The 24,192-nt window shown below is 63.5% G+C and carries 22 protein-coding genes and 1 other RNA gene; 9 read left to right on the top strand and 14 right to left on the bottom strand.

The window, feature by feature from the left end; all coding sequences use genetic code 11:
- Positions 1–97: 97 nt before the first annotated feature.
- Positions 98–1,921 (bottom strand): glutamine--fructose-6-phosphate transaminase (isomerizing), encoded by a 1,824-nt coding sequence (glmS, locus tag FHW96_RS15230; RefSeq protein WP_172341484.1) that lies wholly within the window; start codon positions 1,919–1,921, stop codon positions 98–100.
- Between the two features lie 100 nt (positions 1,922–2,021).
- A complete protein-coding gene (glmU, locus tag FHW96_RS15225) occupies positions 2,022–3,386 on the bottom strand; it encodes a bifunctional UDP-N-acetylglucosamine diphosphorylase/glucosamine-1-phosphate N-acetyltransferase GlmU (RefSeq protein ID WP_172341428.1) in 1,365 nt (454 codons plus the stop codon).
- A gap of 60 nt (positions 3,387–3,446) precedes the next feature.
- Here glmU and FHW96_RS15220 point away from each other — a divergent pair, with 60 nt between their 5' ends.
- Positions 3,447–4,133 carry an HAD hydrolase-like protein gene (locus FHW96_RS15220; protein WP_172341427.1) on the top strand — a complete coding sequence of 229 codons (687 nt, stop codon included), beginning with the start codon at positions 3,447–3,449 and terminating at the stop codon, positions 4,131–4,133.
- Complete coding sequence (locus FHW96_RS15215) at positions 4,130–4,822, top strand: aspartate/glutamate racemase family protein (protein WP_172341426.1); 693 nt, start codon at positions 4,130–4,132, stop codon at positions 4,820–4,822. The genes FHW96_RS15220 and FHW96_RS15215 overlap by 4 nt, the downstream gene beginning before the upstream one ends.
- Here FHW96_RS15215 and FHW96_RS15210 read toward each other — a convergent pair.
- Genes FHW96_RS15210 through FHW96_RS15195 form a run of 4 tightly spaced genes read right to left on the bottom strand, consistent with a single transcriptional unit; the run spans position 4,819 to position 7,897 of the window.
- Positions 4,819–5,169, bottom strand: coding sequence for a DUF2794 domain-containing protein (locus tag FHW96_RS15210; RefSeq protein WP_172341425.1), 351 nt, complete (start codon positions 5,167–5,169; stop codon positions 4,819–4,821). The two genes, FHW96_RS15215 and FHW96_RS15210, sit on opposite strands and share 4 nt — an antisense overlap.
- Positions 5,170–5,178: 9 nt before the next feature.
- The gene (gene epsC, locus FHW96_RS15205; protein WP_172341424.1) at positions 5,179–5,871 is read right to left on the bottom strand and encodes a serine O-acetyltransferase EpsC; all 693 of its coding nucleotides are present in this window, start codon (positions 5,869–5,871) and stop codon (positions 5,179–5,181) included.
- A gap of 58 nt (positions 5,872–5,929) precedes the next feature.
- A complete protein-coding gene (locus tag FHW96_RS15200) occupies positions 5,930–6,559 on the bottom strand; it encodes an ATPase (protein WP_172341423.1) in 630 nt (209 codons plus the stop codon).
- 18 nt (positions 6,560–6,577) lie between these two features.
- Positions 6,578–7,897: a heavy-metal-associated domain-containing protein gene (locus tag FHW96_RS15195; RefSeq protein ID WP_253950987.1), complete on the bottom strand. Its 1,320-nt coding sequence runs from the start codon at positions 7,895–7,897 to the stop codon at positions 6,578–6,580.
- Between the two features lie 98 nt (positions 7,898–7,995).
- On the opposite strand from FHW96_RS15195, the gene purM reads away from it, so the two are divergent.
- A complete protein-coding gene (purM, locus tag FHW96_RS15190; RefSeq protein WP_172341422.1) occupies positions 7,996–9,105 on the top strand; it encodes a phosphoribosylformylglycinamidine cyclo-ligase in 1,110 nt (369 codons plus the stop codon).
- Positions 9,098–10,054: a phosphoribosylglycinamide formyltransferase gene (gene purN / locus FHW96_RS15185; protein WP_172341421.1), complete on the top strand. Its 957-nt coding sequence runs from the start codon at positions 9,098–9,100 to the stop codon at positions 10,052–10,054. The genes purM and purN overlap by 8 nt, the downstream gene beginning before the upstream one ends.
- A gap of 278 nt (positions 10,055–10,332) precedes the next feature.
- On the opposite strand, the gene ndk is transcribed toward purN, so the two are convergent.
- The 3 genes from ndk to FHW96_RS15170 all read right to left on the bottom strand — a co-directional run bounded on the left by ndk (position 10,333) and on the right by FHW96_RS15170 (position 12,746).
- On the bottom strand, positions 10,333–10,755 hold the full coding sequence (gene ndk / locus FHW96_RS15180) for a nucleoside-diphosphate kinase (RefSeq protein ID WP_172341420.1): 423 nt from the start codon (positions 10,753–10,755) through the stop codon (positions 10,333–10,335).
- Positions 10,756–10,841: 86 nt separating this feature from the next.
- Positions 10,842–11,282, bottom strand: coding sequence for a DNA polymerase III subunit chi (locus tag FHW96_RS15175; protein WP_172341419.1), 441 nt, complete (start codon positions 11,280–11,282; stop codon positions 10,842–10,844).
- The gene (locus FHW96_RS15170; protein ID WP_172341418.1) at positions 11,283–12,746 is read right to left on the bottom strand and encodes a leucyl aminopeptidase; all 1,464 of its coding nucleotides are present in this window, start codon (positions 12,744–12,746) and stop codon (positions 11,283–11,285) included. It lies immediately after the preceding gene.
- 131 nt (positions 12,747–12,877) lie between these two features.
- On the opposite strand from FHW96_RS15170, the gene FHW96_RS15165 reads away from it, so the two are divergent.
- The 4 genes from FHW96_RS15165 (at position 12,878) to rsmA (ending at position 18,664) form a co-directional block, all read left to right on the top strand.
- Entirely contained in the window at positions 12,878–15,181 is a 2,304-nt protein-coding gene (locus FHW96_RS15165; RefSeq protein ID WP_253950986.1) for an LPS-assembly protein LptD, read from the top strand.
- Positions 15,182–15,408: 227 nt separating this feature from the next.
- On the top strand, positions 15,409–16,803 hold the full coding sequence (locus FHW96_RS15160; RefSeq protein ID WP_172341481.1) for a peptidylprolyl isomerase: 1,395 nt from the start codon (positions 15,409–15,411) through the stop codon (positions 16,801–16,803).
- A gap of 11 nt (positions 16,804–16,814) precedes the next feature.
- Positions 16,815–17,834: a 4-hydroxythreonine-4-phosphate dehydrogenase PdxA gene (gene pdxA, locus FHW96_RS15155; RefSeq protein ID WP_172341417.1), complete on the top strand. Its 1,020-nt coding sequence runs from the start codon at positions 16,815–16,817 to the stop codon at positions 17,832–17,834.
- Positions 17,834–18,664: a 16S rRNA (adenine(1518)-N(6)/adenine(1519)-N(6))-dimethyltransferase RsmA gene (rsmA, locus tag FHW96_RS15150; RefSeq protein ID WP_172341416.1), complete on the top strand. Its 831-nt coding sequence runs from the start codon at positions 17,834–17,836 to the stop codon at positions 18,662–18,664. The genes pdxA and rsmA overlap by 1 nt, the downstream gene beginning before the upstream one ends.
- Before the next feature lie 38 nt (positions 18,665–18,702).
- Here the strand turns inward: rsmA and FHW96_RS15145 are convergent, their stop codons facing one another.
- Positions 18,703–20,853, bottom strand: coding sequence for a malate synthase G (locus tag FHW96_RS15145; protein ID WP_172341480.1), 2,151 nt, complete (start codon positions 20,851–20,853; stop codon positions 18,703–18,705).
- 342 nt (positions 20,854–21,195) lie between these two features.
- Between FHW96_RS15145 and FHW96_RS15140 the strand changes: the two genes are divergently transcribed.
- Entirely contained in the window at positions 21,196–21,438 is a 243-nt protein-coding gene (locus FHW96_RS15140) for a hypothetical protein (protein WP_172341415.1), read from the top strand.
- On the opposite strand, the gene FHW96_RS15135 is transcribed toward FHW96_RS15140, so the two are convergent.
- The 4 genes from FHW96_RS15135 to mscL all read right to left on the bottom strand — a co-directional run bounded on the left by FHW96_RS15135 (position 21,435) and on the right by mscL (position 24,148).
- A complete protein-coding gene (locus tag FHW96_RS15135; RefSeq protein ID WP_172341414.1) occupies positions 21,435–21,974 on the bottom strand; it encodes an rRNA large subunit pseudouridine synthase E in 540 nt (179 codons plus the stop codon). The genes FHW96_RS15140 and FHW96_RS15135 overlap by 4 nt on opposite strands.
- A complete protein-coding gene (locus FHW96_RS15130; protein WP_172341413.1) occupies positions 21,971–23,113 on the bottom strand; it encodes a cupin domain-containing protein in 1,143 nt (380 codons plus the stop codon). Before FHW96_RS15130 ends, FHW96_RS15135 begins: the two co-directional genes overlap by 4 nt.
- 121 nt (positions 23,114–23,234) lie before the next feature.
- Positions 23,235–23,636: a transfer-messenger RNA gene (ssrA, locus tag FHW96_RS15125) on the bottom strand.
- Between the two features lie 74 nt (positions 23,637–23,710).
- The gene (gene mscL / locus FHW96_RS15120) at positions 23,711–24,148 is read right to left on the bottom strand and encodes a large conductance mechanosensitive channel protein MscL (protein ID WP_172341412.1); all 438 of its coding nucleotides are present in this window, start codon (positions 24,146–24,148) and stop codon (positions 23,711–23,713) included.
- Positions 24,149–24,192 lie beyond the last annotated feature (44 nt).

Genomic DNA, 24,192 nt, shown 5'->3' with positions numbered 1-24,192 from the left:
GTGGTAAACGGCGCATCAATACTTTACCGTTTTTTTAATAAAAACGGAGCGGAAACAGACAGATATTCTGTCGCCTCCGCCCCCGTAATTGCGTCAATTATTCCACCGTTACCGACTTTGCCAGATTGCGCGGTTGATCAACGTCCGTACCCTTAACGCAGGCCACATGATAGGCCAACAGTTGCACGGGGACCGCATAGACCAGCGGCGCGATCAACGGGTGAACCTGCGGCATCTCGATGGTGGCCATACAGCCCTCGCCCGCCTCGGCCAGCCCTTCGGCATCAGAGATCAGCACGATCTTGCCGCCGCGTGCGCGCACTTCCTGCATGTTCGAAACGGTCTTTTCAAACAGCGGGCCCGAGGGCGCGATCACGATCACCGGCACATTCTCGTCGATCAGCGCAATGGGGCCATGCTTCATCTCGCCCGCAGCATAACCTTCGGCGTGGATATAGCTGATTTCCTTGAGCTTGAGCGCACCTTCCAGCGCCAGCGGATAATCCTGTCCACGCCCCAGATAAAGCACATCGCGCGCCGGGGCGATCAGATGCGCCATGGCCGCAATCGCATCATCATAGGCCAGCGCCGCATTCAGGGCCGAAGGCGTCTCGATCAGATTGCGCACAACCTCGCGCTCGTCCTCACGCGTCATGCGCCCGCGCTTCACCGCCAGATGGGCCGCCAAAGCGGCCAGCACGGCGAGTTGACAGGTAAATGCCTTGGTCGAGGCCACGCCGATTTCCGGCCCGGCATGGGTGGGCAGCAAGAGATCCGCTTCGCGCGCCATCGACGAGGTAGGCACATTCACCACCACCGCGATGGTCTGTCCATTGGCCTTGCAATGGCGCAGCGCGGCCAGCGTATCGGCCGTCTCGCCCGACTGGCTGATGAAGATGGCAAGGCCGCCCGGCTCCAGCACCGGATCGCGGTAGCGGAATTCCGACGCCACATCGATGTCCACCGGCAGGCGCGCGAAATGCTCGAACCAATATTTGGCCACGAGGCCCGCATAGAAGGACGTGCCGCAGGCCACGATAGTCACGCGCTTGATCGCCGACAGGTCAAAGTCGATCTGGGGCAGCGCCACGCTCTCATCATCGCGGCGCACATAGCTTTGCAGCGTCTGGGCCACGACGGTCGGCTGGTCGTAGATTTCCTTCTGCATGAAGTGGCGGAAATTGCCCTTTTCCACCGCCGCGGCCGAAGCGCCCGAGGCCACAATCGCGCGCGTGACCGGATTGTTGTCCTTGTCGTAAATCTCCACGCCCTCACGGCGGATGACGACCCAGTCGCCCTCCTCCAGATAGGTGATGCGCTGGGTCAAAGGCGCCAGAGCCAGCGCGTCCGAGCCAAGGAACGTCTCACCCTCGCCATAGCCCAGCACCAAAGGCGAGCCGAGGCGCGCGCCGATCAGCATGTCGGGATATTCGCGAAATGCAATCGCCAGCGCAAAAGCCCCGCGCAATTGCGGCAGAGCGGCCTTGACCGCATCAACCGGAGACAACCCGCCCTCGACCAGATCCGACACCAGATGGGCCACCACCTCGGTATCGGTTTCCGATTCAAACACGCGGCCTTTGGCCTGCAGAGCCTCCCGCAGGGGGCGGAAATTCTCGATGATGCCATTATGGACCAGCGCCAGCTTTTCCGTGGCGTGGGGGTGGGCGTTGGCGGCCGTGGGCGCGCCATGCGTGGCCCAGCGCGTATGGGCGATGCCCACCAGGCCCGGCGCAGGATTGACCGCCAGTTCTTTGACCAGATTGAGCAATTTGCCCGGTGCGCGGCGGCGGATCAACTCGCCGTCATGCACCGTACAAACGCCCGCCGAGTCATAGCCGCGATATTCCATCCGGCGCAGACCATCGACCAGACGATCCGCCACCTCTTCCTTGCCGACAATGCCGATAATCCCGCACATATGTTCAGCCGCCCCTTTATCCATCCGTGGCCGGACCATGCCCGGCCATTCCTTGCGGCCCCTATTAAGGGCCAAACGCTTTCTGTCCGATTAAGCCGGTTTAACCCTGCTTTTCGGCCTTTTTCTTCTTCATCGCGTCGTGGAAACGGTCGGCCCAGCCGGGCTTGACCATTTGTTCGGCGCGCACCAGCCGCAATTCACCGTCGGCCACATCGCGCGAAACCGCGCTGCCGGCCGCCACGATGGCGTCCTTGCCGATGCGTACCGGGGCGATAAGCGAGCTGTTCGAACCGATGAAGGCGCGCTCGCCGATCACGGTCTTGTATTTGAAATAACCGTCATAATTGCAGGTGATCGTGCCCGCGCCCAGATTGGCGCCCGCGCCCACTTCGGCATCGCCGACATAGGAGAGGTGGTTGACCTTGGCGCCCTCGCCCACAACGGCCTTCTTGATCTCGACGAAATTGCCGATCTTGGCCTTGGCGCGCACATCCGCGCCGGGGCGCAGGCGGGCATAGGGGCCAAGCTGCGCCTTGCTGCCCACGGTTGCGCCTTCCAAATGGCTGAAAGCATGGATCGTGACATGATCGGCCACGGTAACGCCCGGCCCAAACACGACATTGGGCTCGATCAGCACGTCGCGGCCGATCTTAGTGTCCCAACTGAACCACACGGTTTCGGGCGCGATCAGCGTGGCGCCATCGGCCATCGCCTGCGCACGGCGGCGATCCTGCCACCGGCGTTCGGCATCGGCCAGTTCGGCGCGGCTGTTGATCCCGGCCACTTCATCGGGGTCGGCGGTCACCACCACAGCGGCACGATCCCCATCGGCCAGCGCGATGTTTACAATGTCGGGCAGGTAATATTCGCCCTGTGCATTATCATTGCCCACCCGCGCCAGCAGCGCGAAGAGATCACCCGAACGCGCCGCCAGCAAGCCCGAATTGCACAGTTTCGTCGCGCGCTCGGCCTCGGTGGCGTCCTTGAATTCCACCATCTTCGCAATGGCATCGCCATCGGCAATCACCCGCCCATAGGCCAGCGCATCATCAGGCGCAAAGCCCAGCACGACCACCTTGGGCGCGTCATCAGCATGAAGCCGCTCGATCATCGAGCGCATCGTTTCGGCGGTCACAAACGGCACATCGCCATACAGCACCAGCACATCGCCATCAAAATCGGTCAGCGCATCCTGCGCCATCTGCACCGCATGGGCCGTGCCGTGCTGCGGGTCCTGCACCGCGATGGTCGCGCGCACGCCCAGCGCCTTTTCCAATTGATCGCGGCCATGGCCCGCCACCACCACTTGCCGCGCCGGCGTCAATTCCGCCGCGCTGGAGAGCAGATGCTCCAGCATCGGCCTCCCGGCGATGGGGTGCAACACCTTGTGGGTGTCGCTTTTCATGCGGGTTCCCTTGCCCGCGGCAAGGACAACGACGGCGAGCGGTGTCGGAATATTTGTCATATCGCCCCCATGCCAGCAAATCCTTGCAGATTCCATACGGACGCGGCATCGGCGTCAGTCATGCACAATTTTCCTTTCGATATCGTCGGATTCGACCTCGACGGCACGCTGCTCGACACCAAACTCGACCTTGGCGTGGCGCTCAATCATGCGCTGGAGCAAGGCGGCTTTGCGGCGGTTCCGCTCGACATGATCCCGCGCCTTGTGGGCGGGGGCACGCGGGTGTTGATGGAGCGCGCGCTGGCGGTTCAGGGGGCGACGCTCGACGATGACGGACTGACCGCGATGGCGGCCGAACTGGTGCGCTATTACGAGGCCAATATCGCGGTCCATTCGCGCCTGTTTCCGGGCGGGGCCGAAATGCTCGACGATCTGGCCGGGCGCGGGGTCAGGCTGGCGGTGGTGACAAACAAGATGGAGCATCTGGCGCGCAAGCTGTTTGGCGAACTGGGGCTGACGGACCGGTTCTACACGATCATCGGCGGCGACACGCTGGGGCCGGGGCGGCAAAAGCCTTTGCCCGATCTGCTGCATCTGATGGTCGAGCGCTCGGGCATGGCCGCGCCGCGCACCGCCTATATCGGCGACACCCATTTCGACACGGGCGCGGCGCGCGCGGCCAATATCCCCTGCGTGGTATGCAGCTTTGGCTTTAATCAGGGCCGGACCGAGCAATTGCAGGCCGACGCGGTGATCGACCATTTCGACGCGCTGGTGCCTGCGCTGGAACAATTGGGCGGAAAATGAAGCAACTGGGCCTGATCGGCGGAATGAGCTGGGAAAGTTCGGCCCATTATTACCGGCTGATCAATGAAGGCGTGCGCGCCGCGCGCGGGGCCACTGCTTCGGCGCACTGTATCCTGTGGTCTTTCGATTTTTCCGAAATCGCCGCCCTGCAACATGCCGGAGACTGGGGCGCGCTCTCGGCCCGGATGGTGGAGGCCGCGACCGCCTTGGAACGCGCCGGTGCGCAGGCTCTCGTGCTCTGCACCAACACAATGCATCGCCTCGCCCCGGATATCGAAGCGGCAACGCCCCTGCCCCTGCTGCATATTGCCGATCCCGCGGCGCGGGCTGCGCTGTCGCTGGGTGCGCGCCGGATCGGCTTGATCGGGACGGGCTTTACCATGGAGCAGCCCTTTCTGCGCGATCGTCTGGCCAATCATGGGTTGGAGGTCATCACGCCGGAAACGCAGGATCGCGCCGAAATCCATCGCATCATCTATGACGAACTGATCGCAGGTATCGTCTTGCCGGCCTCGCGCGCGATCTATCGCGCGATCCTGCATCGTCTGGCCGAACAGGGGGCCGAGGCGATCATCCTTGGCTGCACCGAAATCATGCTGCTGGTCGATGAGAGCGACAGTCCGGTGCCGCTGCTCGACACCACCGCGCTGCATGCTGCGGCCGCCGTGGAACTCGCGCTGGGCGATTAACCCTCGACGATCTTGACCAGTCGCCGCTCGATGATGCTGAGCACGCCGGCCAGTTCATGGCCGCGCTTCAGAACCTGCCCAGCCTCGCCATAAAGCGCCCACATGCCCTGTTTTCCGCGCAAAGAGGGCCGCTTTTCGATCCGCGCCTGCGGCCTTTCGGCGCTGCGTTTGAAGGCGGAGAAACTGGCGGCTTCCTTGCCGAAATCCATCGCATAATCGCGCCATTGGCCCGCCGCGACCATCCGGCCATAAAGGTCGAGGATGCGCATCAATTCTGCCCGGTCAAAGGCCACCTGCAAAACAGGGCGGGGAAAGGCAACGACTGTGGGCGGCTTCTCCGGCTCCATCCCGCCAGATCAGCCTTTCGTCCCATCGTGACGCTGATCGGCGGCCAGCAGATCGGCCACCTGCGCGCGCAGATCGGCGATTTCGGCCTCCAGCTTGCAGATCCGCCCCACCGCCGGTTCGGCATCCGCGCAAGGCTCCTTGCAGGGCGTGCCATAGGGGATGAAGTCTTTGGCCCATGTCTCGGCCGCCACCAGCGTGCTGCGCGCCTTGACGCCCACCATGGTCGCGCCCTCGGGCACATCCTCGGTCACCACCGCATTGGCGCCCACGCGCGCGCGGCGGCCAATCGTGATCGGGCCCAGAATCTGGGCGCCCGAACCGATAATGCTGTCATCGCTCAACGTGGGATGGCGTTTGCCGCCAATGCCATTGGCCGGATTGGTCCCGCCCAGCGTCACGCATTGATAGATGGTGACATTATTGCCGATCTCGGCCGTTTCGCCGATCACGGTAAAGCCATGGTCGATAAACAGATGCTTGCCGATGGTCGCGCCGGGATGGATGTCGATGGCGGTGAAAAAACGCGCCAGATGGTTGACCATGCGGGCCAGAAAGAACAGCCGCGCCCGGAAAAACGCATGGGCCACGCGGTGAAAGCCCACCGCCCACAGGCCCGGATAGAGCAGCACTTCCCAACGCGAACGCGGCGCCGGATCGCGCGCGACAATCGAGTCCAGATAGGCGATCAGACCTGAAACCATCCCTCAAAATCCCTCTGCGCGCCGCAGGCAATCCCGCGTCCGCCTTTATCGCTATGCTTTACAACATACGCGGTTCGGCAGATCCATTCAACTCCTCCAGCGCGTCACGCAAAATCGCCTGTCCGGGCGGCGCCTTGCGCTCCAGAGACAGCCGGTCAATTGTCGCCACCAGACGTTCGGCGACGATATGGGTACGCTCGCACCGGCTTGCAAGATAGCGCGCATGATCGTCGGTCAAAGGCAGCAGGCGCGTTTCGGCATGGGCCGCGATCAGGTCGGCCATCATCTCGTCGTCGGGCGCCTCAATATCCAGCCAGAGCGCGGCCCCCATGCGCGAGCCAAGGTCGGGCAGCGTGATCTTCCACCCGCCCTCGCGCGCGGTGGTGGTCAGCAGCAGAGGCGTCTTTTCCTCCTGCGCGCGATTCCATCGGTGAAACACAGCGGTTTCGTCCATAGTGTCGGCATCGTCGAGCGCCACGCCGCCGCTCTCGGCAAACCATGCGGCCAGCAGGCTCTTGCCCGAACGCGGCGGGCCGGAAAGGATCGCGGTGCGAAACGGCCAGCTTTCCGGCGCGGACAGCGCGGCAATCGCCGAAGCATTGCCCTCGCCCACGACAATGCGCGCGGCGCTGGGCGACTGATCGGGGGCCAGCGGCAGCGCGAACTGACTGGATGCGGGTTTTTTCATAATTTTGCTCATAAATCTCTATCGGCGGATGCGCAGCGCGGCCCCTGCCACGCTGACCTGCCACCCGGCCTTGCGCAAAGCCGCCGCCAAAGCGTCGGCATTGCCGTTGAACTGCGCGCGCATCACCGAAGTTCCGCCAATCGCGATCGAAGTGGTGGCCGCATTGTCCACCCCCGCCACGCCGCGCACAGCGGCCAGCGCCTGATCCACCGCGCGCGCATCGGGCGAGGCGAATTGAATGGTCAGCGCCGCGCCGCCCGGCTTGGGCTGGGGCGCAACCGGCTGTGCGGTAACAGCCTCGGCGGCGGCGGCCTCATCGGCGGCATGTTCGGCGGCGGCCTGGGCTGCGGCGGCGGCCTCGGCGGCGCGGCCTGCGGCGATCAGCGAGGCCAGCCCCGGCTCCATCGTGGGATGATCAACCGAGAGCGTGGGATCGGGCCGCAACAGCCCGCGCGTCAGCGCATCGGTATAAATCTGGTCCATCCGCGCCAGCGCCTGTGCCAGCATCGCGGGCACGGCGCTATCATCCGAAGCGCTCAGCTCAAAAGAACCCAAAGCGACATTATCCGGGCCATAGCGCGCGGTAAAAAAGCCCTTCACCGGCCCGCCGGGCCATTGCCGTTCCAGCCGCGCGGCGGGGATCAGCACATCAGAGGCACCAAACTGGTCCAGCAGACCGCGCCACCAGACGCGGCTGCGCCGTCCGGGCTGGCCCGCGTTGATCAGCAGCGAATCGGCGCCGCCGCCATTGGCGCGCACATAATCAATCGCGCTGGCCCCGGTGCGATATTCGGCCCAGACCTTTTGCCATGGGCTGCGTACTTCAAATACCTGCCCCACCCCGCCCGAGGTCAACATGGGAATCACCAGCATCGGCGCGGAACGCACCGCGACGCCGCCATTGCCCGCGCCATATTGCCCGGCCCGGCTCCGGTCGAAGGCGATCACCAGCTTTGCACGATAGCGATGCGGCCCGATTTCCTCGCGATCCACCACCACACCCGCCACAATGCTCTCAATCGTGCCCACGTCCAGCGCGGGGCCATGGGCGGCTTCCCAAGCCTTTTTATAGGCCTCGCGCCAGCCATTGAGCTTGGCCTCCTGCGCATTCCTGCCGGTGGCATCGACCTCGATATTGCCGATTTCGATGTCATTGCTGGCCACCACCGGGGCGATGCCTCGCTCGCCCTCGATTTGTGCCAACAGGCGATCAGGGCCGACAAAAGCCACGACGCCCGCCGCCAGCAGACCCGCCGCCAGCGCGCCGCGCGCGACAAAACCACGGGGAAGAAGCGCGATCAGGCCACGCCGTGCGAGAAGATTTGCCGGATTTGTCATGTTCAAGGGTCGCTATTGCCCAATCGGGCATGGAAATCCAAGCAGGAAAGCGCTAGGCGGCCCGCAAACATGATTTCTTCGTAAGCGAGCAAGACCCCATGACCGACACCACAGCCTCTGGCCCCACCAATTACACGTATGAGGACGCCGGCGTTTCGATTGCCGCCGGCAATGCGTTGGTGAAGGCCATCGGCCCGCTGGCCAAATCGACCCGCCGCCCCGGCGCGGACGCGGATCTTGGCGGTTTCGGCGGCTTTTTCGATCCTCGGGCAGCGGGCTACAAAGACCCGCTGCTGGTGGCGGGCAATGATGGCGTGGGCACCAAGGTCAAGCTGGCCATCGACCATGACCGCCATGACAAGATCGGCATTGACCTTGTCGCCATGTGCGTCAACGATCTGATCGTGCAGGGCGCCGAACCGCTGTTCTTCCTCGACTATTTCGCCACGGGCAAGCTGGAAAACGGCGTGGCCGAGCGTGTGATCGCCGGTATTGCCGAGGGTTGCCGGATCGCAGGCTGTGCGCTGATCGGGGGCGAGACGGCCGAAATGCCGGGCATGTATGCCGCCGGTGACTATGACCTTGCCGGTTTCTGTGTCGGCGCGGTGGAGCGCGGCGAGCAACTGACCGGCGACCGGGTTGCGGCGGGCGATGTGCTGTTGGGTCTGGCCTCGTCGGGGGTACATTCCAACGGCTATTCGCTGGTGCGCCGTCTGGCCGCCGACAAGGGGTGGAAGCTGGACCGCCCCGCGCTGTTCGATGCCGACCGCCTGCTGATCGACTATCTGATCGAGCCGACTCGCATCTATGTGAAGACGCTGCTGCCCTTCATCCGTTCCGGCCGCATCAACGCGCTGGCCCATATCACCGGCGGCGGCCTGCTCGAAAACGTCCCCCGCGTGTTGCCCGAGGGGCTGCATGCCTATATCAGCGCCGATGCTTGGGAACAGAGCCGTCTGATGGCCTTCCTTCAGGCGCAGGGCAATATCGAGCCGGGCGAAATGGCGCGCACTTTCAACTGCGGCATCGGCATGGTGCTGGCGGTCAAGGCTGATGAGGCCGAGGCGCTGGCCGCCGATCTGGCGGCTGCGGGCGAGACGGTGTTCCGCATCGGCGAAATCCGCGAAGGCGCGCGCGGCTGCACCGTGATCGGCAGCGCCGAGGCGTGGAGCGCCCGCGAGGCATGGGAAGCCACCCATAATGCGTGAACGCGCGAAGGTCGCTGTCCTGATTTCGGGTGGTGGCACGAATATGGCCGCGCTGCTCTATGCGAGCCGTGCGCCTGAGTGCCCCTTCGAAATCGTGCTGGTGGCCAGCAATAACCCGCAAGCCGGCGGCCTGAAACTGGCCGCCGCCGAGGGCGTGGCCACCTATGCCCTGCCCCATAAGGGTATGGCGCGGGCCGATCATGACATGGCGATGGATGCTGCCATTCGAGCCTCCGGCGCGGAATATGTCGCGCTGGCGGGCTATATGCGCATTCTGACGGCGCAGTTCGTTTCCGGCTGGACGGGACGGATGCTCAATATCCACCCCTCGCTGCTGCCCAAATACAAGGGGCTGCACACCCACGAGCGCGCCATTGAGGCGGGCGACAGCCATGGCGGCGTGACCGTCCATCTGGTGACGCCCGAGTTGGACGATGGGCCGATTCTGGGCCAGACCCCGGTGGCAATCATCCCCGGCGATACGGCCGAGAGCCTTGCCGGACGCGTGCTGTTTGCCGAGCATCAGCTTTATGCGCGCTGCCTGACCGAACTGGTGACGCGGCCCTATCGTGCGGACTGGCTGTTGGCGCGGGTGTCGGAACTGGCCGCCGCATTGCCAGAGGTAGAGGCTCGTGAGAGCCACGGCTCGCCGGGCTGGGCCATTCAGGGCGGAAAATTCTTCGCCTATTTCAACGACCAGCATCACGGCGAACCGCATATCGCGCTGCTTGTAAAAACCAGCGGGCAGGACGAAATGAACGCCCTGATCGACGCCGATCCCGAAGCGTGGTTCCGGCCTGCCTATTATGGGGCCAGCGGCTGGGCGGGCCTCATCCTCAACCGCGCCGATGTCGATTGGGATCAGGTGTCCGATTGGCTGGCGCGTAGCTGGCGCAGTGTGGCGCCCAAGCGGTTGACCCGGTTGATGGATGTGGCGGATCAGTTTTAAAAAGGCTTGCCTCCGGCGGGCAAAGGGCGGGCGCCCTTTGCAATCCCGTTAATGGGTGGCGCATCATTGGCCAGAGAGCGCTGTTCCGCGAAGCGGTTTATAAAGCCTGCGGCGCTGCAGCGTTACGCTAGATCGAACCTATAGCGTAACCATGACAGTATCGGGATTGCAAAGGGCCCCCGCCCTTTGCCCGCCGGAGGCATAAAACCGGAAACAAAAAGCCGCCGGAAAGGTCATCCCCTCCCGGCGGCTTTTTTAAACCATCAAAACGTCAACGATTAGCCGACGATTTCTTCCGGCTTGAAGAAGTAGGCGATTTCGATCGCGGCGTTTTCTTCGCTGTCCGAACCGTGGACCGAGTTGGCTTCGATCGATTCGGCCAGTTCCTTGCGGATGGTGCCGGCGTCGGCGTTGGCGGGGTTGGTGGCGCCCATGATGTCGCGGTTACGCTTCACGGCGTCTTCGCCTTCCAGAACCTGCACCACGACCGGGCCCGAGATCATGAACGAAACCAGATCGTTGAAGAAGGGGCGTTCGGCGTGAACGGCATAGAAGCCTTCGGCCTGTTCCTTGCTCATCTGGATGCGCTTGCTGGCGACGACGCGCAGGCCGGCTTCTTCCAGCATCTTGGTGACGGCGCCGGTCAGGTTGCGGCGGGTGGCGTCGGGCTTGATGATCGAGAAGGTGCGGGTAAGCGCCATGATGCTGTTCCTTGCGTTGGATGGGCCTTAAAGGCCCTGTTGCGCGGCCCCCTAGCCTTTCGCGCCGCCTCCTGCAAGGGTGACCATTATCCCGCTTGCGTCCATTTCCGGCCTTCCCGGCGAAAGAAGCGGCATTGCCACCCTTCGCGCCCTTTGAGCAGGCGCCATGTTTCGCGCGCGGCCACGCGCTCGGCCTCGCCAAAGACCAGCAGGACGCGGTCGAAATCTCCCTCGCCCGGCTCGCGCCAGACGCCATCGGCCAGAGCGAGGAAACGCGCGCCATTGGACGGGGCCACATCATCGGCGATCAGGATAGGCTGGCGCGCGTCATGTTCGCCCCCGGCAATCCCATTGGCCAGAAAGCTTTCCGCCCCCGCACTCCACAGAGCCTGCGAAATCCGCTCCCGCGCCGCGCCCTCGCCCGCCACCACCAGCAGGCGGCCGCCCGTCTCCAGCACCTTGCCCGCAAGCGGGGCAAGGGCCAGTTCCGGGCCGCCGGATTCCAGCAGGTAGAAATCGGCCTGCATTTACTCGGCGCCGCGCACCAGAGCGTCGAGCAGACGCACGCCAAAGCCGGTCGCGCCCTTGTCCCATGTCGCCCCCGGCTTGTCGGTCCACACCGTACCGGCAATGTCGAGATGCGCCCAGGGGGTACCCTTGTCGATATAGCGGGCGAGGAATTGCGCCGCCGTGATCGAGCCGCCGAAGCGCCCGCCGACATTCTTCATATCGGCAATCGGGCTGTCGATCATCTTGTCATAGACCGCGCCCATCGGCATCCGCCACAGCTTGTCGCCGGTGGCCTCGCCCGCCTTGGTCAGTTCGGCCGAAAGCGTGTCGTCATTCGAGAACAGCCCGGCATATTCATGCGCCAGGCTCATAATGATTGCGCCGGTCAGCGTGGCCAGATCGACAATGCGCGCAGGCTTATACTCGCGCTGAACAAAGGTGAGCGCATCGCACAGCACGAGGCGGCCTTCGGCGTCGGTGTTGATGACCTCGATGGTCTGGCCCGACATGGACGTGACCACATCACCGGGGCGCTGGGCATTGCCGTCGGGCATGTTTTCAACCAACCCAAGGATGCCGACGACATTCAGCTTCGCCTTGCGCCGGGCGATGGTCAGCATCGCGCCCGACACCGCGCCCGCGCCGCCCATGTCCCACTTCATGTCCTCCATGCCCGCGCCGGGCTTGAGGCTGATGCCGCCGGTGTCAAAGGTCACGCCCTTGCCCACGAAGGCCAGCGGGGCCGCGCCCGCCTCGCCCCCGCGCCAGTCCAGCACGACCAGACGCGGCGGCCGGGCCGAACCCTGCGCCACGCCCAGCAGCGAGCCCATGCCCAGCGCGCGCATTTCCTTTTCGTCCAGCACGCGGATGTCCACGCCCGTCCCGGCGAAACGCTGACGGATGCGTTCGACGAAGCTTTCGGGATAAAGCACATTGGCCGGTTCGGTCACCAGTTCGCGAGTGAATTCGACGCCCTCGGCAATGGCGGTGGCGGCGTCCCATGCGGACTGCGCGCCATCGGCGGCGTTCATCACCACGATTTCCTCAAGGCTGGCCTTTTCATCATCCTTGAGCGTGGTGCGGTACGAATCCTGTTTCCACAGGCGCAAGCGGAGCGCCAGCAAGACCGAGGCCAGTTCATCCGACCCCAGCCCCGCGCCATCCAGCAACAGCTGCGCCGCGCCCGAGGTGCGATACTTGGCCGCCAGCGCCCCGCCCGCCTTTTCCAGCGCGGCGCGGCGATCATCGGCACTGGCATCGCCATCGCTTTCGCCAAGGCCGACCAGCGCCAGACGGCTGACCACGCCATCGACATCGGCAAAGCCTTCGAACAATTGCCCCGTGCGCCCCGCAAAGCGCGCCGCCCGCGCGCCCGCCGCGATCACGGCGGGCAAACCTTCTTCCCATCCCTCGCCGCCCACGAAACGGGCGACCGGCGCAAGGACAGAAGCGGGCGGGTTGGCGAGGAATGTGACGATCATGGTAACTCCTTGCAGGCCGGACGAGCGGCCCGTTCAAAAGCATTGGGCAAAAATCGCGATGCGGTGGACCGATGCCAATCTCATCGCCTTCATGGATTGCAGTTAGGCATCCCCTCTGCGATAGGCAAGCCATGCCTGCGTTGATTGGGCCTCTTGCGCCCCTTACCAAACCGAACCTTTCCATTGTCCTGCGCCAGATGGCGCCATGGGCCGCGCTCTGCGTTGCGCTGGCCGCCGATCCGGCATGGGCGGCGGCCATGCGCGATGGCGCGGGCGGCGCCTCTGCCGAGGCGGCGGGCCCTGCGTCCGATCTGCCCCAGCGCACCCGTTACGACGAGGACAAGATCGACTTTGCCGCCGATCAGGTCGATTATGACGACACCAATGATGTCGTGGTTGCCACGGGCAATGTATTCCTGCGGCGCGGCGAACAGACCGTGCGCGCCAACACGGTGCGATGGAATCGCAAGACCGGTCAGATCATGGCGCAGGGCCAGCTTCGCGTGGTCGATGCCAATGGCAACGAATTGCTCACCGACCAGATGGAGTTGAGCGAGGACCTGAGCGTTGGGCTGACGCATAACATGCTGATGCTGATGCGCGAGGGCGGACGTCTGGCGGCCAATGAAGGGCGGCGCGATTCCAACGGCCATTTCGTGCTTACTCAGGCCGCGTATACGGCCTGCGATGTGGTGGACAGCAAGGGGTGCGAAAAAAAGCCGATCTGGAAGGTGACGGCGCGCCACGTCGAATATGATCCCGACAAGAAAATCGTGCGCTTCAAAGGCGCGCGGCTGTCGCTGTTCGGGGCCTCGATCGTGCCGCTGCCCAGTTTGCAGGTGGCCACCGACGGGCGGCCCCTGCCCGGTTTTCTGGTGCCCGATTTCCGCACATCGGCGGCGAACGGGTTTGAATTTTCCAGCACCTATTACGCCCGCCTTGCCAATAACAAGGATCTGGCCATCACCGGCTATGCCTTTACCAAGGCCAATCCGATGGCCAAGGTGCATTACCGCCAGTTGGGCGATACCGGCGCGTTTCAGATCACCGGCTATGTCACCCGTTCGGCGGCCACCGACGTTTCGGGCCTGACCACCCAGCAGAAATGGCGCGGCTATTTCGACGCCAACGGCAAATATCAGCTTTCGGAAAACTGGAGCCTCGATTTCTCGGGCCGGTTTGCTTCGGACCGCACGTTCCTGCGCCGCTATTACATCTCGTCGGACGATACGCTGCGTTCGAACATCAATCTCGAAAGGATCGGCCAGTCCTCCTATTTCTCCATCTCGGGCTGGGCGTTCCAAACCCTGCGCGCCACCGGCACGCAGGGACAGGTGCCCCTTGCGGTGCCGATGATCGACTATCGACGGCGGCTGAATGAGGATCTGCTGGGCGGCAAGATCGAATTGCGCGTCAACACGCTGGCCATCACCCGCAGCGCGGGACAAGACATGCAGCGCGCCTTTGCCAGCGCGGAATGGAATCTGCGCAAGATGACGCCCATGGGCCAGATCATCACGCTGACTGCACTGGGCCGGGGCGATGTCTATCATTCGAGCGACAATCTGCTGACCAGCACCGCGATCTATCGCGGCACCGCCGGATGGCAGGGCCGCGCCACCGCAACGGCCGCCGTGGACATCACATGGCCGCTGGTCGGCCCGCTGTTTGGCGGGACGCAGGTGCTGACCCCCCATGTGCAGGTGGTGGCCGCCCCGCCCACGCGCAACATGGCCATCCCCAACGAGGATGCGCGCGCCATCGAACTCGAAGACGTCAACCTCTTCGCGCTCAATCGCTTTCCCGGCTATGACCGGATCGAGGACGGCAACCGGGTCACCTATGGCATGGAATGGCGGCTGGAGCGGCCAAGCTGGCGCATCAACGCCAATGTCGGGCAATCCTATCGCCTAAGCAGCGAGCCGACGCTGTTGCCGCAGGGCACAGGCCTTTCGGATCGCATGTCCGACATCGTCGGGCGCACCGAAATCCGCTATCGCGATTTCTTCAAAATCACCCACCGCTATCGGCTGGATCACGACAGTTTCGTGTTTCGCCGCAACGAAGTGGACGCGGCTCTGGGCAGCGACACGACCTATCTGGAGGTCGGCTATGCGCGCCTGAACCGCAATATCACCACCAGTCAGGAAGATCTGGTCGACAGCAACGAATTGCGCACGGCGGGACGAATCGCCTTTGCCAAATTCTGGTCGGTGTTCGGGTCGGGCGTGTTCGACCTTTCGGACAAGAGCCTGCTGGCCAACACCAGCACCGCCTCGTTCCAGCCCTTGCGCACAAGGCTGGGCGTTTCGTTTCAGACCGACTGCTTTCAGTTCGACCTGAACTGGCGGCGCGACTATGTGACGATTGGCGACGCCGTGCGCGGCAGCAGCTTTGAATTGCGCTTTTCGCTGCGCAATCTGGGTTTCCGGTAAACGACTTCAAGCATCTGTTGGCAGGGCCAGACAAAGGCGCTATCGCCTGCGGCCATGGCGGGGCAGCATATTCCGATATGCTCCCAATTCGCTGCCGGCTCAGCCGGGGTTAAGCCCGGATGGTTCAGGTGCACGGCGACAAGAACAGGATCGAGCGCAAGATTATGGTGGTGACGAAAAAGGCAGGATCTGGGTCGGCTGTGGCACGCGCAAGGACGGCGGCCCGGATGGGTGCGCTCGTCGGCCTGTCTCTGGCGCTGGCCGCGCAGGGTTTTGCACAAGCGCCTGTGCGCACCAAGGCCCCTGCGGCAGCCACCAAGACGCCCGCCGCCAAAGCGCCTGCGGCAAAGCCCGCAGAAGCGGCAGCGCCCACAGCCACCGATCCTTTCGGCATCGGCCAGAATGTGACCATGCTGGGCAAGGATAATCCCAATCTGCGCCGCGCCACCGCCATCGTGAATGGCGATATCATCACCGGCACCGATGTGAACCAGCGTCTGGCGCTCATTCTGGCCGCCAATGGCGGCAAGGTTGCGCCTGAGGAAGTCGAACGTCTGCGCGCGCAGGTTTTGCGCAACCTGATCGACGAAACGCTGCAGATTCAGGAATCGAAGAACGCCGACATCAAGATCGACGAGGGCGAGGTTGAGGGCACTTATGCCCGCGTCGCGCAGGAAAACTTCAAACAAGAACCGGCCGCGCTCGACGCCTATCTGGCGCGCATCGGCTCCTCGCCCAATTCGTTGAAGCGCCAGATCCGGGGCGAAATGGCCTGGAACCGCGTTCTGCGCCGTAATGTTCAGCCTTTCGTCAATGTCAGCCAGCAGGAAGTCAAAGAACTGCTGGAGCGGATGAAGGCTTCGAAAGGCACCGAGGAATATCGCCTGGGTGAAATCTACCTCTCGGCAACGCCCGACAGCCGAAGCATTGTGGCCGAAAACGCCCAGCGCATCATGAGCCAGTTGAAGGAAGGCGGCAGCTTTGCTGCCTATGCCCGCCAATATTCCGAAGCCTCTACCAAGGCGGTGGGCGGCGATCTGGGCTGGATCCGTCTGGCGCAATTGCCCACCGAACTGGCCGCCTCCGCGCGTGAGATGCAGACCGGTCAGCTGGTCGGCCCGATCGAAATGCGCGGCGGCTTCTCGATCCTCTATCTGATCGACAAACGTCAGGTGCTGACTGCCGATCCGCGCGATGCGGTTTTGGCGCTTAAACAGATCACTCTGGCCCTGCCCGCCAATATTGCCGAGGCCGAGGCCAACAAGAAGATCGACGAATTTTCCAACGCGATCAAATCGGCCAAGGGCTGCGGCGGCGTTGATGCGGTTGCGGGCAAACTGGGCGCGCAGGTGGTGGCCAATGACCAGATCCGCGCGCGCGATCTGCCCGCCCCGCTTCAGCAATCGCTGCTGGCGCTCTCGCTGGGCGAAACCACGCCGCCCTTCGGCTCGGTGCAGGAAGGCATCCGCATGCTGATGCTGTGCGGCCGCGACGATCCCAAGGCGGCCAGCGGTCCCTCGTTCGAGGAACTGATGTCGCAGATGGAAGAAGACCGCGTCAACAAGCGTGCGCAGATGTATATGCGCGACCTTCGCCGCGATGCGATCATCGAGTATAACTGAGGACAAGAACCGTGGCCCAAGCAATCCTTCCATTGGCCGTTTCGCTGGGCGATCCGGCCGGTGTGGGGCCCGAACTGATCGCGGCGGCATGGTTTGCCCGCCGCGTTCATGCCCTGCCCGCCTTTTGCGCGGTGGGGGGCGCGGGTTTGCTGGCATCGGCGGCGCGGGCGCGGGGGCTGGATATTCCGGTCGAACGTGTCGGTTCGATGGAGGAAGCGGCGCTGGTCTATGATCGCGCGCTGCCCGTCATCGGCGATTTCGATGGCGAATATCGCCCCGGCGCGCCGGATCGCGAGGGCGCGGTGCTGGCGCTGGAAAGCCTGACGCAGGCCACCGCTCTTGCCGTGTCTGGTCAGGCAGGCGCGCTGATGACCGGGCCGATTGCCAAGTCGCGGCTCGCCGAAGTGGGTTTTGATTATCCTGGACAGACCGAATTCGTGGCCGCCGCCGCAGGCGTTGAGGCCGAGGACGCGGTGATGATGCTGGCCGGGCCCAATTTGCGCACAGTGCCGCTGACGGTCCATGTCGCGCTCTCGGCGGTGCCGGGGCTGATTACGCAGGATCTGATTCTGCGCAGGGCACGGGTGGTGGCGCGCGCGCTGGAGCTTGATTTCGGGCTGGCCAAACCGCGCATCGCGATTGCCGCGCTCAACCCCCATGCGGGCGAGGACGGCCGCTTTGGCGACGAGGACCAGCGCATTGTCGCCCCCGCCATCGAACAGTTGCGCGCCGAGGGCATCAGCGCCAGCGGCCCCCATGCCGCCGATGGCCTGTTTGCCGCGCGCGGGCGGGCGGGTTTTGACGTGGCCATCTGCATGTATCACGATCAGGCCTTGATCCCGTTGAAAGCGCTGGATTTTGACCATGGCGTCAACATCACGCTGGGCCTGCCGATCATCCGTTCCTCGCCCGATCATGGCACGGCCTTTCCCATTGCGGGCAAGGGGCAGGCCAATGTCGGCGCCACGGTTTCGGCGCTGCGCCTCGCCGCCGATTGCGCGCGCAGCCGCGCCGCCCCATTGGCCGCCTGATGAGTAATCAAGATTTGCCCCCCCTGCGCGAGGTCATCAACGCGCATGGCCTGTTTGCCAGCAAGGCCCTGGGTCAGAACTTCCTGTTCGACGAGCAATTGCTCTCGCGCATCGCGGCCATCCCCGGACGGCTGAAGGACCAGAATGTGCTGGAGGTCGGCCCCGGCCCCGGCGGCCTGACGCGCGCCCTGCTGCGCGCGGGGGCCAAGGTCACGGCCATCGAGATGGACAAGCGGTGCATGGCGCCGTTGGGCGAGCTGGCCGAGGCGTTTCCGGGGCAATTGACGGTGATCGAGGGCGATGCGCTCAAGATCGACCATGCCACCCTGTTTGATGGTGAGCCTTACGCGATCCTTGCCAATCTGCCCTATAATGTCGGCACGGCGCTGTTCACGGGCTGGCTGTCGGGTGAAGCTTGGCCGCCGCGCTGGGCTTCGCTGACGCTGATGTTTCAGCAGGAAGTGGCCGAGCGGATCGTGGCGCAATCGGGCAGCGATGCTTTCGGACGTCTGGCGATTCTGAGCCAATGGCGCGCCGCTCCCAAGATCGCAATGAAAGTGCATCGCAGCGCCTTTACCCCGCCGCCTAAGGTGATGAGCGCGATCATCCATGTCAAACCCGGCGACATGCCCGAAGGCGTCTCGGCCCGGATGCTGGAGCGAGTGACCGAGGCCGCCTTTGGCCAGCGGCGCAAGATGCTGCGACAAAGCCTGAAAGGTCTGCCCGGCGCGCTGGAGGCATTGGAAACATTAGGCATCGACCCGTCCCGCCGCGCCGAAACGCTGTCCGTGGCCGAATTCGTCAGCATCGCCAAAATTCTGAGCGTATAAGAAAACCCCCGGAGCATAGGCTCCGGGGGTTTCTTGCATCAGGCCGTTTCGAGTTGCCGCGCCGCCTGCTTCTTCTTCAGGCGCCATGCGTGCAGCAAAGGTTCGGTATAGCCGCTGGGCTGCTCCACCCCGTTGAACACCAGATCGCAGGCCGCGCGGAAGGCATAGCTTTCCTCCCATCGCCCGGCCATAGGCTCATAAAGGGGATCGCCCGCGTTCTGGGCATCGACCTTGGCGGCCATGCGCTTCAACGAATCCATGACCTGCTCGCCCGTGGCCACGCCATGCAGCAGCCAGTTGGCCATATGCTGGCTGGAAATACGCAGCGTGGCGCGGTCCTCCATCAGGCCGACATCATTGATATCGGGAACCTTGGAGCAGCCGACCCCCTGATCGATCCAGCGCACGACATAGCCGAGCAAACCTTGCGCATTGTTGTCCAGTTCCTCGGCCACATCCTCGGCCGAGAAATTGACGCCCAGCGCCAGAGGAATGGTCAGCAAAGGCTCCAGCCCCGGCACCGGTTGCTCGGCAATCTCGCGCTGGCGGGCGAACACGTCCAGCCCGTGATAATGCGTGGCATGCAGCGTGGCCGCCGTGGGCGAAGGCACCCATGCGGTGTTGGCCCCGGCGCGCGGATGGCCGATCTTCTGTTCCAGCATGTCGCGCATCCGGTCGGGCGCGGCCCACATGCCCTTGCCGATCTGCGCCTTGCCCGACAGGCCGCTGGCAAGGCCGATGCCGACATTGCGCGCCTCATAGGCCGAGATCCACGCTGACGCCTTGATGGCATTCTTGCGAATGACCGGCCCGGCCTGCATCGAGGTGTGGATTTCATCGCCGGTGCGATCGAGGAAGCCGGTGTTGATGAAAACGATCCGCTCCTTCACCGCCTCGATACAGGCGGCAAGGTTCGCGCTCGTCCGGCGCTCCTCGTCCATCACGCCCACCTTGATCGTGTGGCGCGTCAGGCCCAGCAGATCCTCAACCGCGTTGAACAGGTCGTTGGTGAAGGCGACTTCCTCAGGCCCGTGCATCTTGGGCTTGACGATATAGATGCTGCCGGTCCGGCTGTTGCGATGGCGGCCAAGGCCGTTCAGGTCCTGCATCGCAATCGCGCTGGTGATGACGGCATCCATCACGCCTTCGGGGATCTCGCGCCCATCGGCCAGCAGGATCGCCGGGTTGGTCATCAAATGGCCGACATTGCGGATGAACAGCAGGCTGCGCCCCGGCAGGGTCAACGCGCCCCCGTCCAGCGCCGTCCATTCGCGATCCGCCGCGAGTTCGCGGTGCAGGATCTTGCCGCCCTTTTCAAAGCTCTCGGTCAGATCGCCGCGCATCAGGCCCAGCCAGTTGGTATAGGCGGCGATCTTGTCCTCGGCATCGACGGCAGCGATGGAGTCCTCAAGGTCGCAGATCGTGGTCAGCGCCGATTCGAGAATGATGTCGCTGATCCCCGCCTTGTCGGTCGCGCCGATGACATGGGTGTGGTCGATCACGATCTCGATATGCAGGCCATTGTTGACCAGCAGCAGCGCGCCCTTGTGGCCATCGCCGCGCCGGGCAACCAATTGCTCAGGGCGAGCCAGAGCGGGCAGCGGGCGCTCGGGGCTGATGCCATCCCAATCGGCCCATGCCCCTTCGGCAAGCGGAACCGCCGAATCGAGAAAAGCCCGCCCCGCCGCGATCACCGCCGCGCCGCGTTCGACATCATAGCCGCCTTTTTTCGCAGGCGGCGCATCCAAAGCATCGGTGCCGTAATAGGCATCATACAGGCTGCCCCAGCGCGCATTGGCGGCGTTGAGCAGGAAGCGCGCATTGAGGACCGGCACGACCAGTTGCGGCCCGGCCATCGTGGCGATTTCGGCGTCCACATGGCGCGTAGCGATGGCAAAGGCCGCCGGTTCGGGCACGATATAGCCGATGGCGCGCAGGAAGCCCTCATATTCGGGAACATCCACCGCGACCTTGCCGCGCGCGCGGTGCCAGCCATCAATGGCAGCCTGCAACTCATCGCGGCGGGCCAGCAGCGCGCGATTGCGCGGCGCGAATTGCCCCAGCAGCGCGGCAAATCCCGACCAGAAGCGCGATGCATCCAGCCCCAGCGGCGGCAAAACCCGATTTTCGACGAAAAGGGCCAGTTCGCCATCAACCTGAAGGCCAGCCCGGTCCTGATACTTGCTCATCATCACTCACCCTCATCCAAGGCGCCGCGCAGGGTGGTCCCTGTGCGACTTAAAGGCATGCGCGTTAAACGCATGGCATACATGGACTCCGGGGAGGAGAGACAGATGGACTTATGACTGATGCCAGCTCTTTTGGCAACCGGCTTGTCATGCGCGGCCCTTATTTCGGACGTCAGGCGAGTTTTATCCTAAGGCTGAGCCCCAAATGTCCCAAAGGCGGACATTTCATGGTTAATGCCATATTTACCTCTATTGCGCCGAATAGGGGTTATGCCAGAGTGAAGCCACAGGCCGACACGGACATTTAGCAGGATCGTGAACGGCACAGCAGAGGTTTGGCTTATGTGGCAGAAAATCGCCCGTCTTTTCGTCATCAAAACCCGCCCCGAGGCGTTTCTCGTGATTTTCGCGCTGGCCAATGGCGCGGTTCAGCGCGGACAGGTCTATCTGGGCCAATATCCCGGCTTTGGCGGCAAGCTGCTGTTTCTGGCCTGCACCGGATCAGTTTTCATGGCGGGCGCCAAGATCCTAGACTGCATCAAGCATGAGGCCGTCAAGGCTGAGCCGGAAACCGCAAAAGCCTAAACCTCTCTGAACTCTCCCTGCCCTAATCCATCCAGCGACCATTCCCCCACGCGCCAGCGCACCAGCCGCAAGGTTGGGTACCCCACAGCGGCGGTCATGCGGCGAACCTGACGGTTGCGCCCTTCGTGAATGGTCAGCGCGATCCAGCAATCAGGCACCGTTTTGCGAAAACGCACCGGCGGATCGCGCGGCCACAGATCGGGCGGATCGATCCGCTCGGCCTTGGCGGGCAAGGTCATGCCGTCTTTCAGCCGCACACCCCGCCGCAAAGCCTCCAGCGCCGCCTCGTCCGGCTCGCCTTCCACCTGAACCAGATAGGTCTTGGGCGCCTTATAGCGCGGATCTGTGATGCGCGCCTGAAGCCGCCCATCATCGGTCAACAGCAGCAGGCCCTCGCTGTCATGGTCCAGCCTGCCCGCAGGATATACGCCGGGGCGCTTGATGAAATCAGCCAAGGTCGAGCGCGGCGGGCCATTGGGTTCGGGGGTGAACTGGCACAATACACCATAGGGTTTGTTGAAGAGAATCAGGGTCATAAATCCTCTTCCTCAAAACCAAGACTACCTTGATTGATGAGAGCCGTGAGCAGGACCAAGGCATCTTCGCCGGGCGTCGCCCCGCTCCATTCGCCGCCCGCACACAGGTCGCGCGCCAGTTCGGCGGTCTCGCCCCGGCATTCGCGACAGACGCCATCGACGAAGAGCAGCACGCCCTCCCCCGCCGCGATAAAGGCAAAGCGATGCGCCGGATTGCGATGTAGCGCATGGCCCTCGGCCAGCATCACGGAGACCTCTTCGGTCTCCATCTGCTCTTCCGGGCGCCAATCGGTTTCGGAATATTTGGACAGACTGTTATAATGGCCGAACCAGCGGGCAAAGGCATCGCGGTCCGCGAGCGAGGCCAGCACCATGCCATGGAGTCGGTCCAACGCTTCGGCGGTAATCTCGCCCGGATGGGGCTGGCGGCTCAGGTCCGGGTCAGCATAGCGGTCATCCTCGGCCATGGCATCGACCTGATGCGCAGTCCATGCCTCGGCCAACTCGGCCCGCGAGGGCGCGCGAAAGCCTACCGAATAGGTCATGCAGTCATCGCCCAGCGCCACGCCATCATGGGCGAAACCAGGTGGGACATAGAGAATGTCGCCCGGCTCCAGCACAAAATCGTCGGTCGCCTCGAAATCTTCGATCAGGCGCAGATCATCATGCGGGACCAGCGGCGTCTGCGCATCGCACACCGGGCCAACGCGCCAGCGGCGGCAGCCAAGGCCCTGAATCAAAAACACATCATATTGATCGAAATGTGGCCCCACGCCCCCGCCATCATTGGCATAGGACACCATCACATCGTCGATCCGCCAATCGGGCACAAAACGAAACGGCTCGATCAGCGCGGCCACATCGGGCACATAATGATCGACCGCCTGCACCAGCAGCGTCCAGGGCTCCTTGCTCAGCGTGTCAAAGCGTTCCTCGGCAAAGGGGCCGCGTTCCAGCGCCAGTGTGCCGCCATTATGCGTGATCAGCCGCGATTCGACGCCCTCCTCGCAGGCCAGGCCCGCCAGTTCGTCGGGCTCAAGCGGATTGGCCCACTCCTTCCACGGATTGCGGATCAGCAGCGGGCGCTTTTGCCAATTGGCGTTGAGAAAGGCGGCGACATCGAATTGGGCGAATTGCATCGCGCGCTCATGCGCTTTCCGGCGCATTCTGTCAAAATGTCGAGGATAAGGTGAGGAAATTCTGTTGCTAGGCTCCGCGCCCTTGCTGCGGGCGGGCCCAGCGAGAGGGCGGCCTGTAATCGGTGGGGCGGTTCTGTTGCTAGGCCCGCCCCGGGCCCCCGAATTCCCTTCTGTTACCCGGTGGGTTCAACCGTGTTCTAGGTTTGTAACTTCAGCCCGTTAAGGCCTAGAATTACGCAGCCAGAGCAAGTGCTTCGTTGTCGTTGGCACTTATGAGTTTTGAGCCTTTTACAGGTTACTCAGCCCGGGCAAAAACAGCGCTTTTCAACACACGTCGATCCTAGTTCGGCCCCATCAACACCCTCGCGACAACGAGGCCCCGAAACAAATTCGGGTAGTGATGGTGGAGCCGCCGGGTACCGCCCCCGGGTCCGCTGCATCTATTGCACGCCGCAATTTATCACCATAGCCGGTCGAAACCGACGAGGGGTGATATAGGCGCAATTTTGCAAAAGAAAAGGGGGCCGCCCGGATTTCCCCGGCAGCCCCCTTGTTCATGATCGCGGACCTTAGCGCGCCTGTTTCAACGAGCCTGTTTCAACGAGCCTTCAGGGCATCGCGGATTTCGGCCAGCAGTTCGACCTCGGTAGGGCCTGCGGGCGCGGCCGGGGCCTCGGGGGCGGCGGGCTTGGCGGTGGCCTTGTTCGCGCCTTTGACGATCAGGAAGATCACGAAGGCCATGATAAGGAAATTGATGATCGCGGTGACAAAGCTGCCATAGCCCAGCATCGCCACGCCCGCCTTCTTCAGCGCGGCATAGTCGGTGGGCGATCCGGTATAGCTGGCCGGAATATCGCCCAGCAGGACGAATTTGGACGAAAAATCGATGCCGCCCGTGACCTTGCCGATCACCGGCATCAACACATCATCGGTCAAGGAAGAAACGATCTTGCCGAAAGCGCCGCCGATGATCACACCGACCGCCAGATCCAGCACATTGCCGCGCGCGATAAAGGTCTTGAATTCCTGAAGCATGATGCCCCTTCCCTCTTTTGCCTGACCCAGAATTGCCACAGGGC

Source organism: Novosphingobium sp. SG751A (genome assembly GCF_013149295.1).
GTDB lineage: Bacteria > Pseudomonadota > Alphaproteobacteria > Sphingomonadales > Sphingomonadaceae > Novosphingobium.
Note: the sequence above shows the minus strand (reverse complement) of the source record. Positions and strands in the feature narration are given on the sequence as shown.

Excerpts from the sequence above, each read along its gene's own strand:
- glmS (WP_172341484.1), bottom strand. The coding sequence starts at position 1,921 with ATGTGCGGGATTATCGGCATTGTCGGCAAGGAAGAGGTGGCGGATCGT.
- glmU (WP_172341428.1), bottom strand. The coding sequence starts at position 3,386 with ATGACAAATATTCCGACACCGCTCGCCGTCGTTGTCCTTGCCGCGGGC.
- FHW96_RS15220 (WP_172341427.1), top strand. The coding sequence starts at position 3,447 with ATGCACAATTTTCCTTTCGATATCGTCGGATTCGACCTCGACGGCACG.
- FHW96_RS15215 (WP_172341426.1), top strand. The coding sequence starts at position 4,130 with ATGAAGCAACTGGGCCTGATCGGCGGAATGAGCTGGGAAAGTTCGGCC.
- FHW96_RS15210 (WP_172341425.1), bottom strand. The coding sequence starts at position 5,169 with ATGGAGCCGGAGAAGCCGCCCACAGTCGTTGCCTTTCCCCGCCCTGTT.
- epsC (WP_172341424.1), bottom strand. The coding sequence starts at position 5,871 with ATGGTTTCAGGTCTGATCGCCTATCTGGACTCGATTGTCGCGCGCGAT.
- FHW96_RS15200 (WP_172341423.1), bottom strand. The coding sequence starts at position 6,559 with ATGAAAAAACCCGCATCCAGTCAGTTCGCGCTGCCGCTGGCCCCCGAT.
- FHW96_RS15195 (WP_253950987.1), bottom strand. The coding sequence starts at position 7,897 with ATGACAAATCCGGCAAATCTTCTCGCACGGCGTGGCCTGATCGCGCTT.
- purM (WP_172341422.1), top strand. The coding sequence starts at position 7,996 with ATGACCGACACCACAGCCTCTGGCCCCACCAATTACACGTATGAGGAC.
- purN (WP_172341421.1), top strand. The coding sequence starts at position 9,098 with ATGCGTGAACGCGCGAAGGTCGCTGTCCTGATTTCGGGTGGTGGCACG.
- ndk (WP_172341420.1), bottom strand. The coding sequence starts at position 10,755 with ATGGCGCTTACCCGCACCTTCTCGATCATCAAGCCCGACGCCACCCGC.
- FHW96_RS15175 (WP_172341419.1), bottom strand. The coding sequence starts at position 11,282 with ATGCAGGCCGATTTCTACCTGCTGGAATCCGGCGGCCCGGAACTGGCC.
- FHW96_RS15170 (WP_172341418.1), bottom strand. The coding sequence starts at position 12,746 with ATGATCGTCACATTCCTCGCCAACCCGCCCGCTTCTGTCCTTGCGCCG.
- FHW96_RS15165 (WP_253950986.1), top strand. The coding sequence starts at position 12,878 with ATGCCTGCGTTGATTGGGCCTCTTGCGCCCCTTACCAAACCGAACCTT.
- FHW96_RS15160 (WP_172341481.1), top strand. The coding sequence starts at position 15,409 with ATGGGTGCGCTCGTCGGCCTGTCTCTGGCGCTGGCCGCGCAGGGTTTT.
- rsmA (WP_172341416.1), top strand. The coding sequence starts at position 17,834 with ATGAGTAATCAAGATTTGCCCCCCCTGCGCGAGGTCATCAACGCGCAT.
- FHW96_RS15145 (WP_172341480.1), bottom strand. The coding sequence starts at position 20,853 with ATGAGCAAGTATCAGGACCGGGCTGGCCTTCAGGTTGATGGCGAACTG.
- FHW96_RS15140 (WP_172341415.1), top strand. The coding sequence starts at position 21,196 with ATGTGGCAGAAAATCGCCCGTCTTTTCGTCATCAAAACCCGCCCCGAG.
- FHW96_RS15135 (WP_172341414.1), bottom strand. The coding sequence starts at position 21,974 with ATGACCCTGATTCTCTTCAACAAACCCTATGGTGTATTGTGCCAGTTC.
- FHW96_RS15130 (WP_172341413.1), bottom strand. The coding sequence starts at position 23,113 with ATGCAATTCGCCCAATTCGATGTCGCCGCCTTTCTCAACGCCAATTGG.
- mscL (WP_172341412.1), bottom strand. The coding sequence starts at position 24,148 with ATGCTTCAGGAATTCAAGACCTTTATCGCGCGCGGCAATGTGCTGGAT.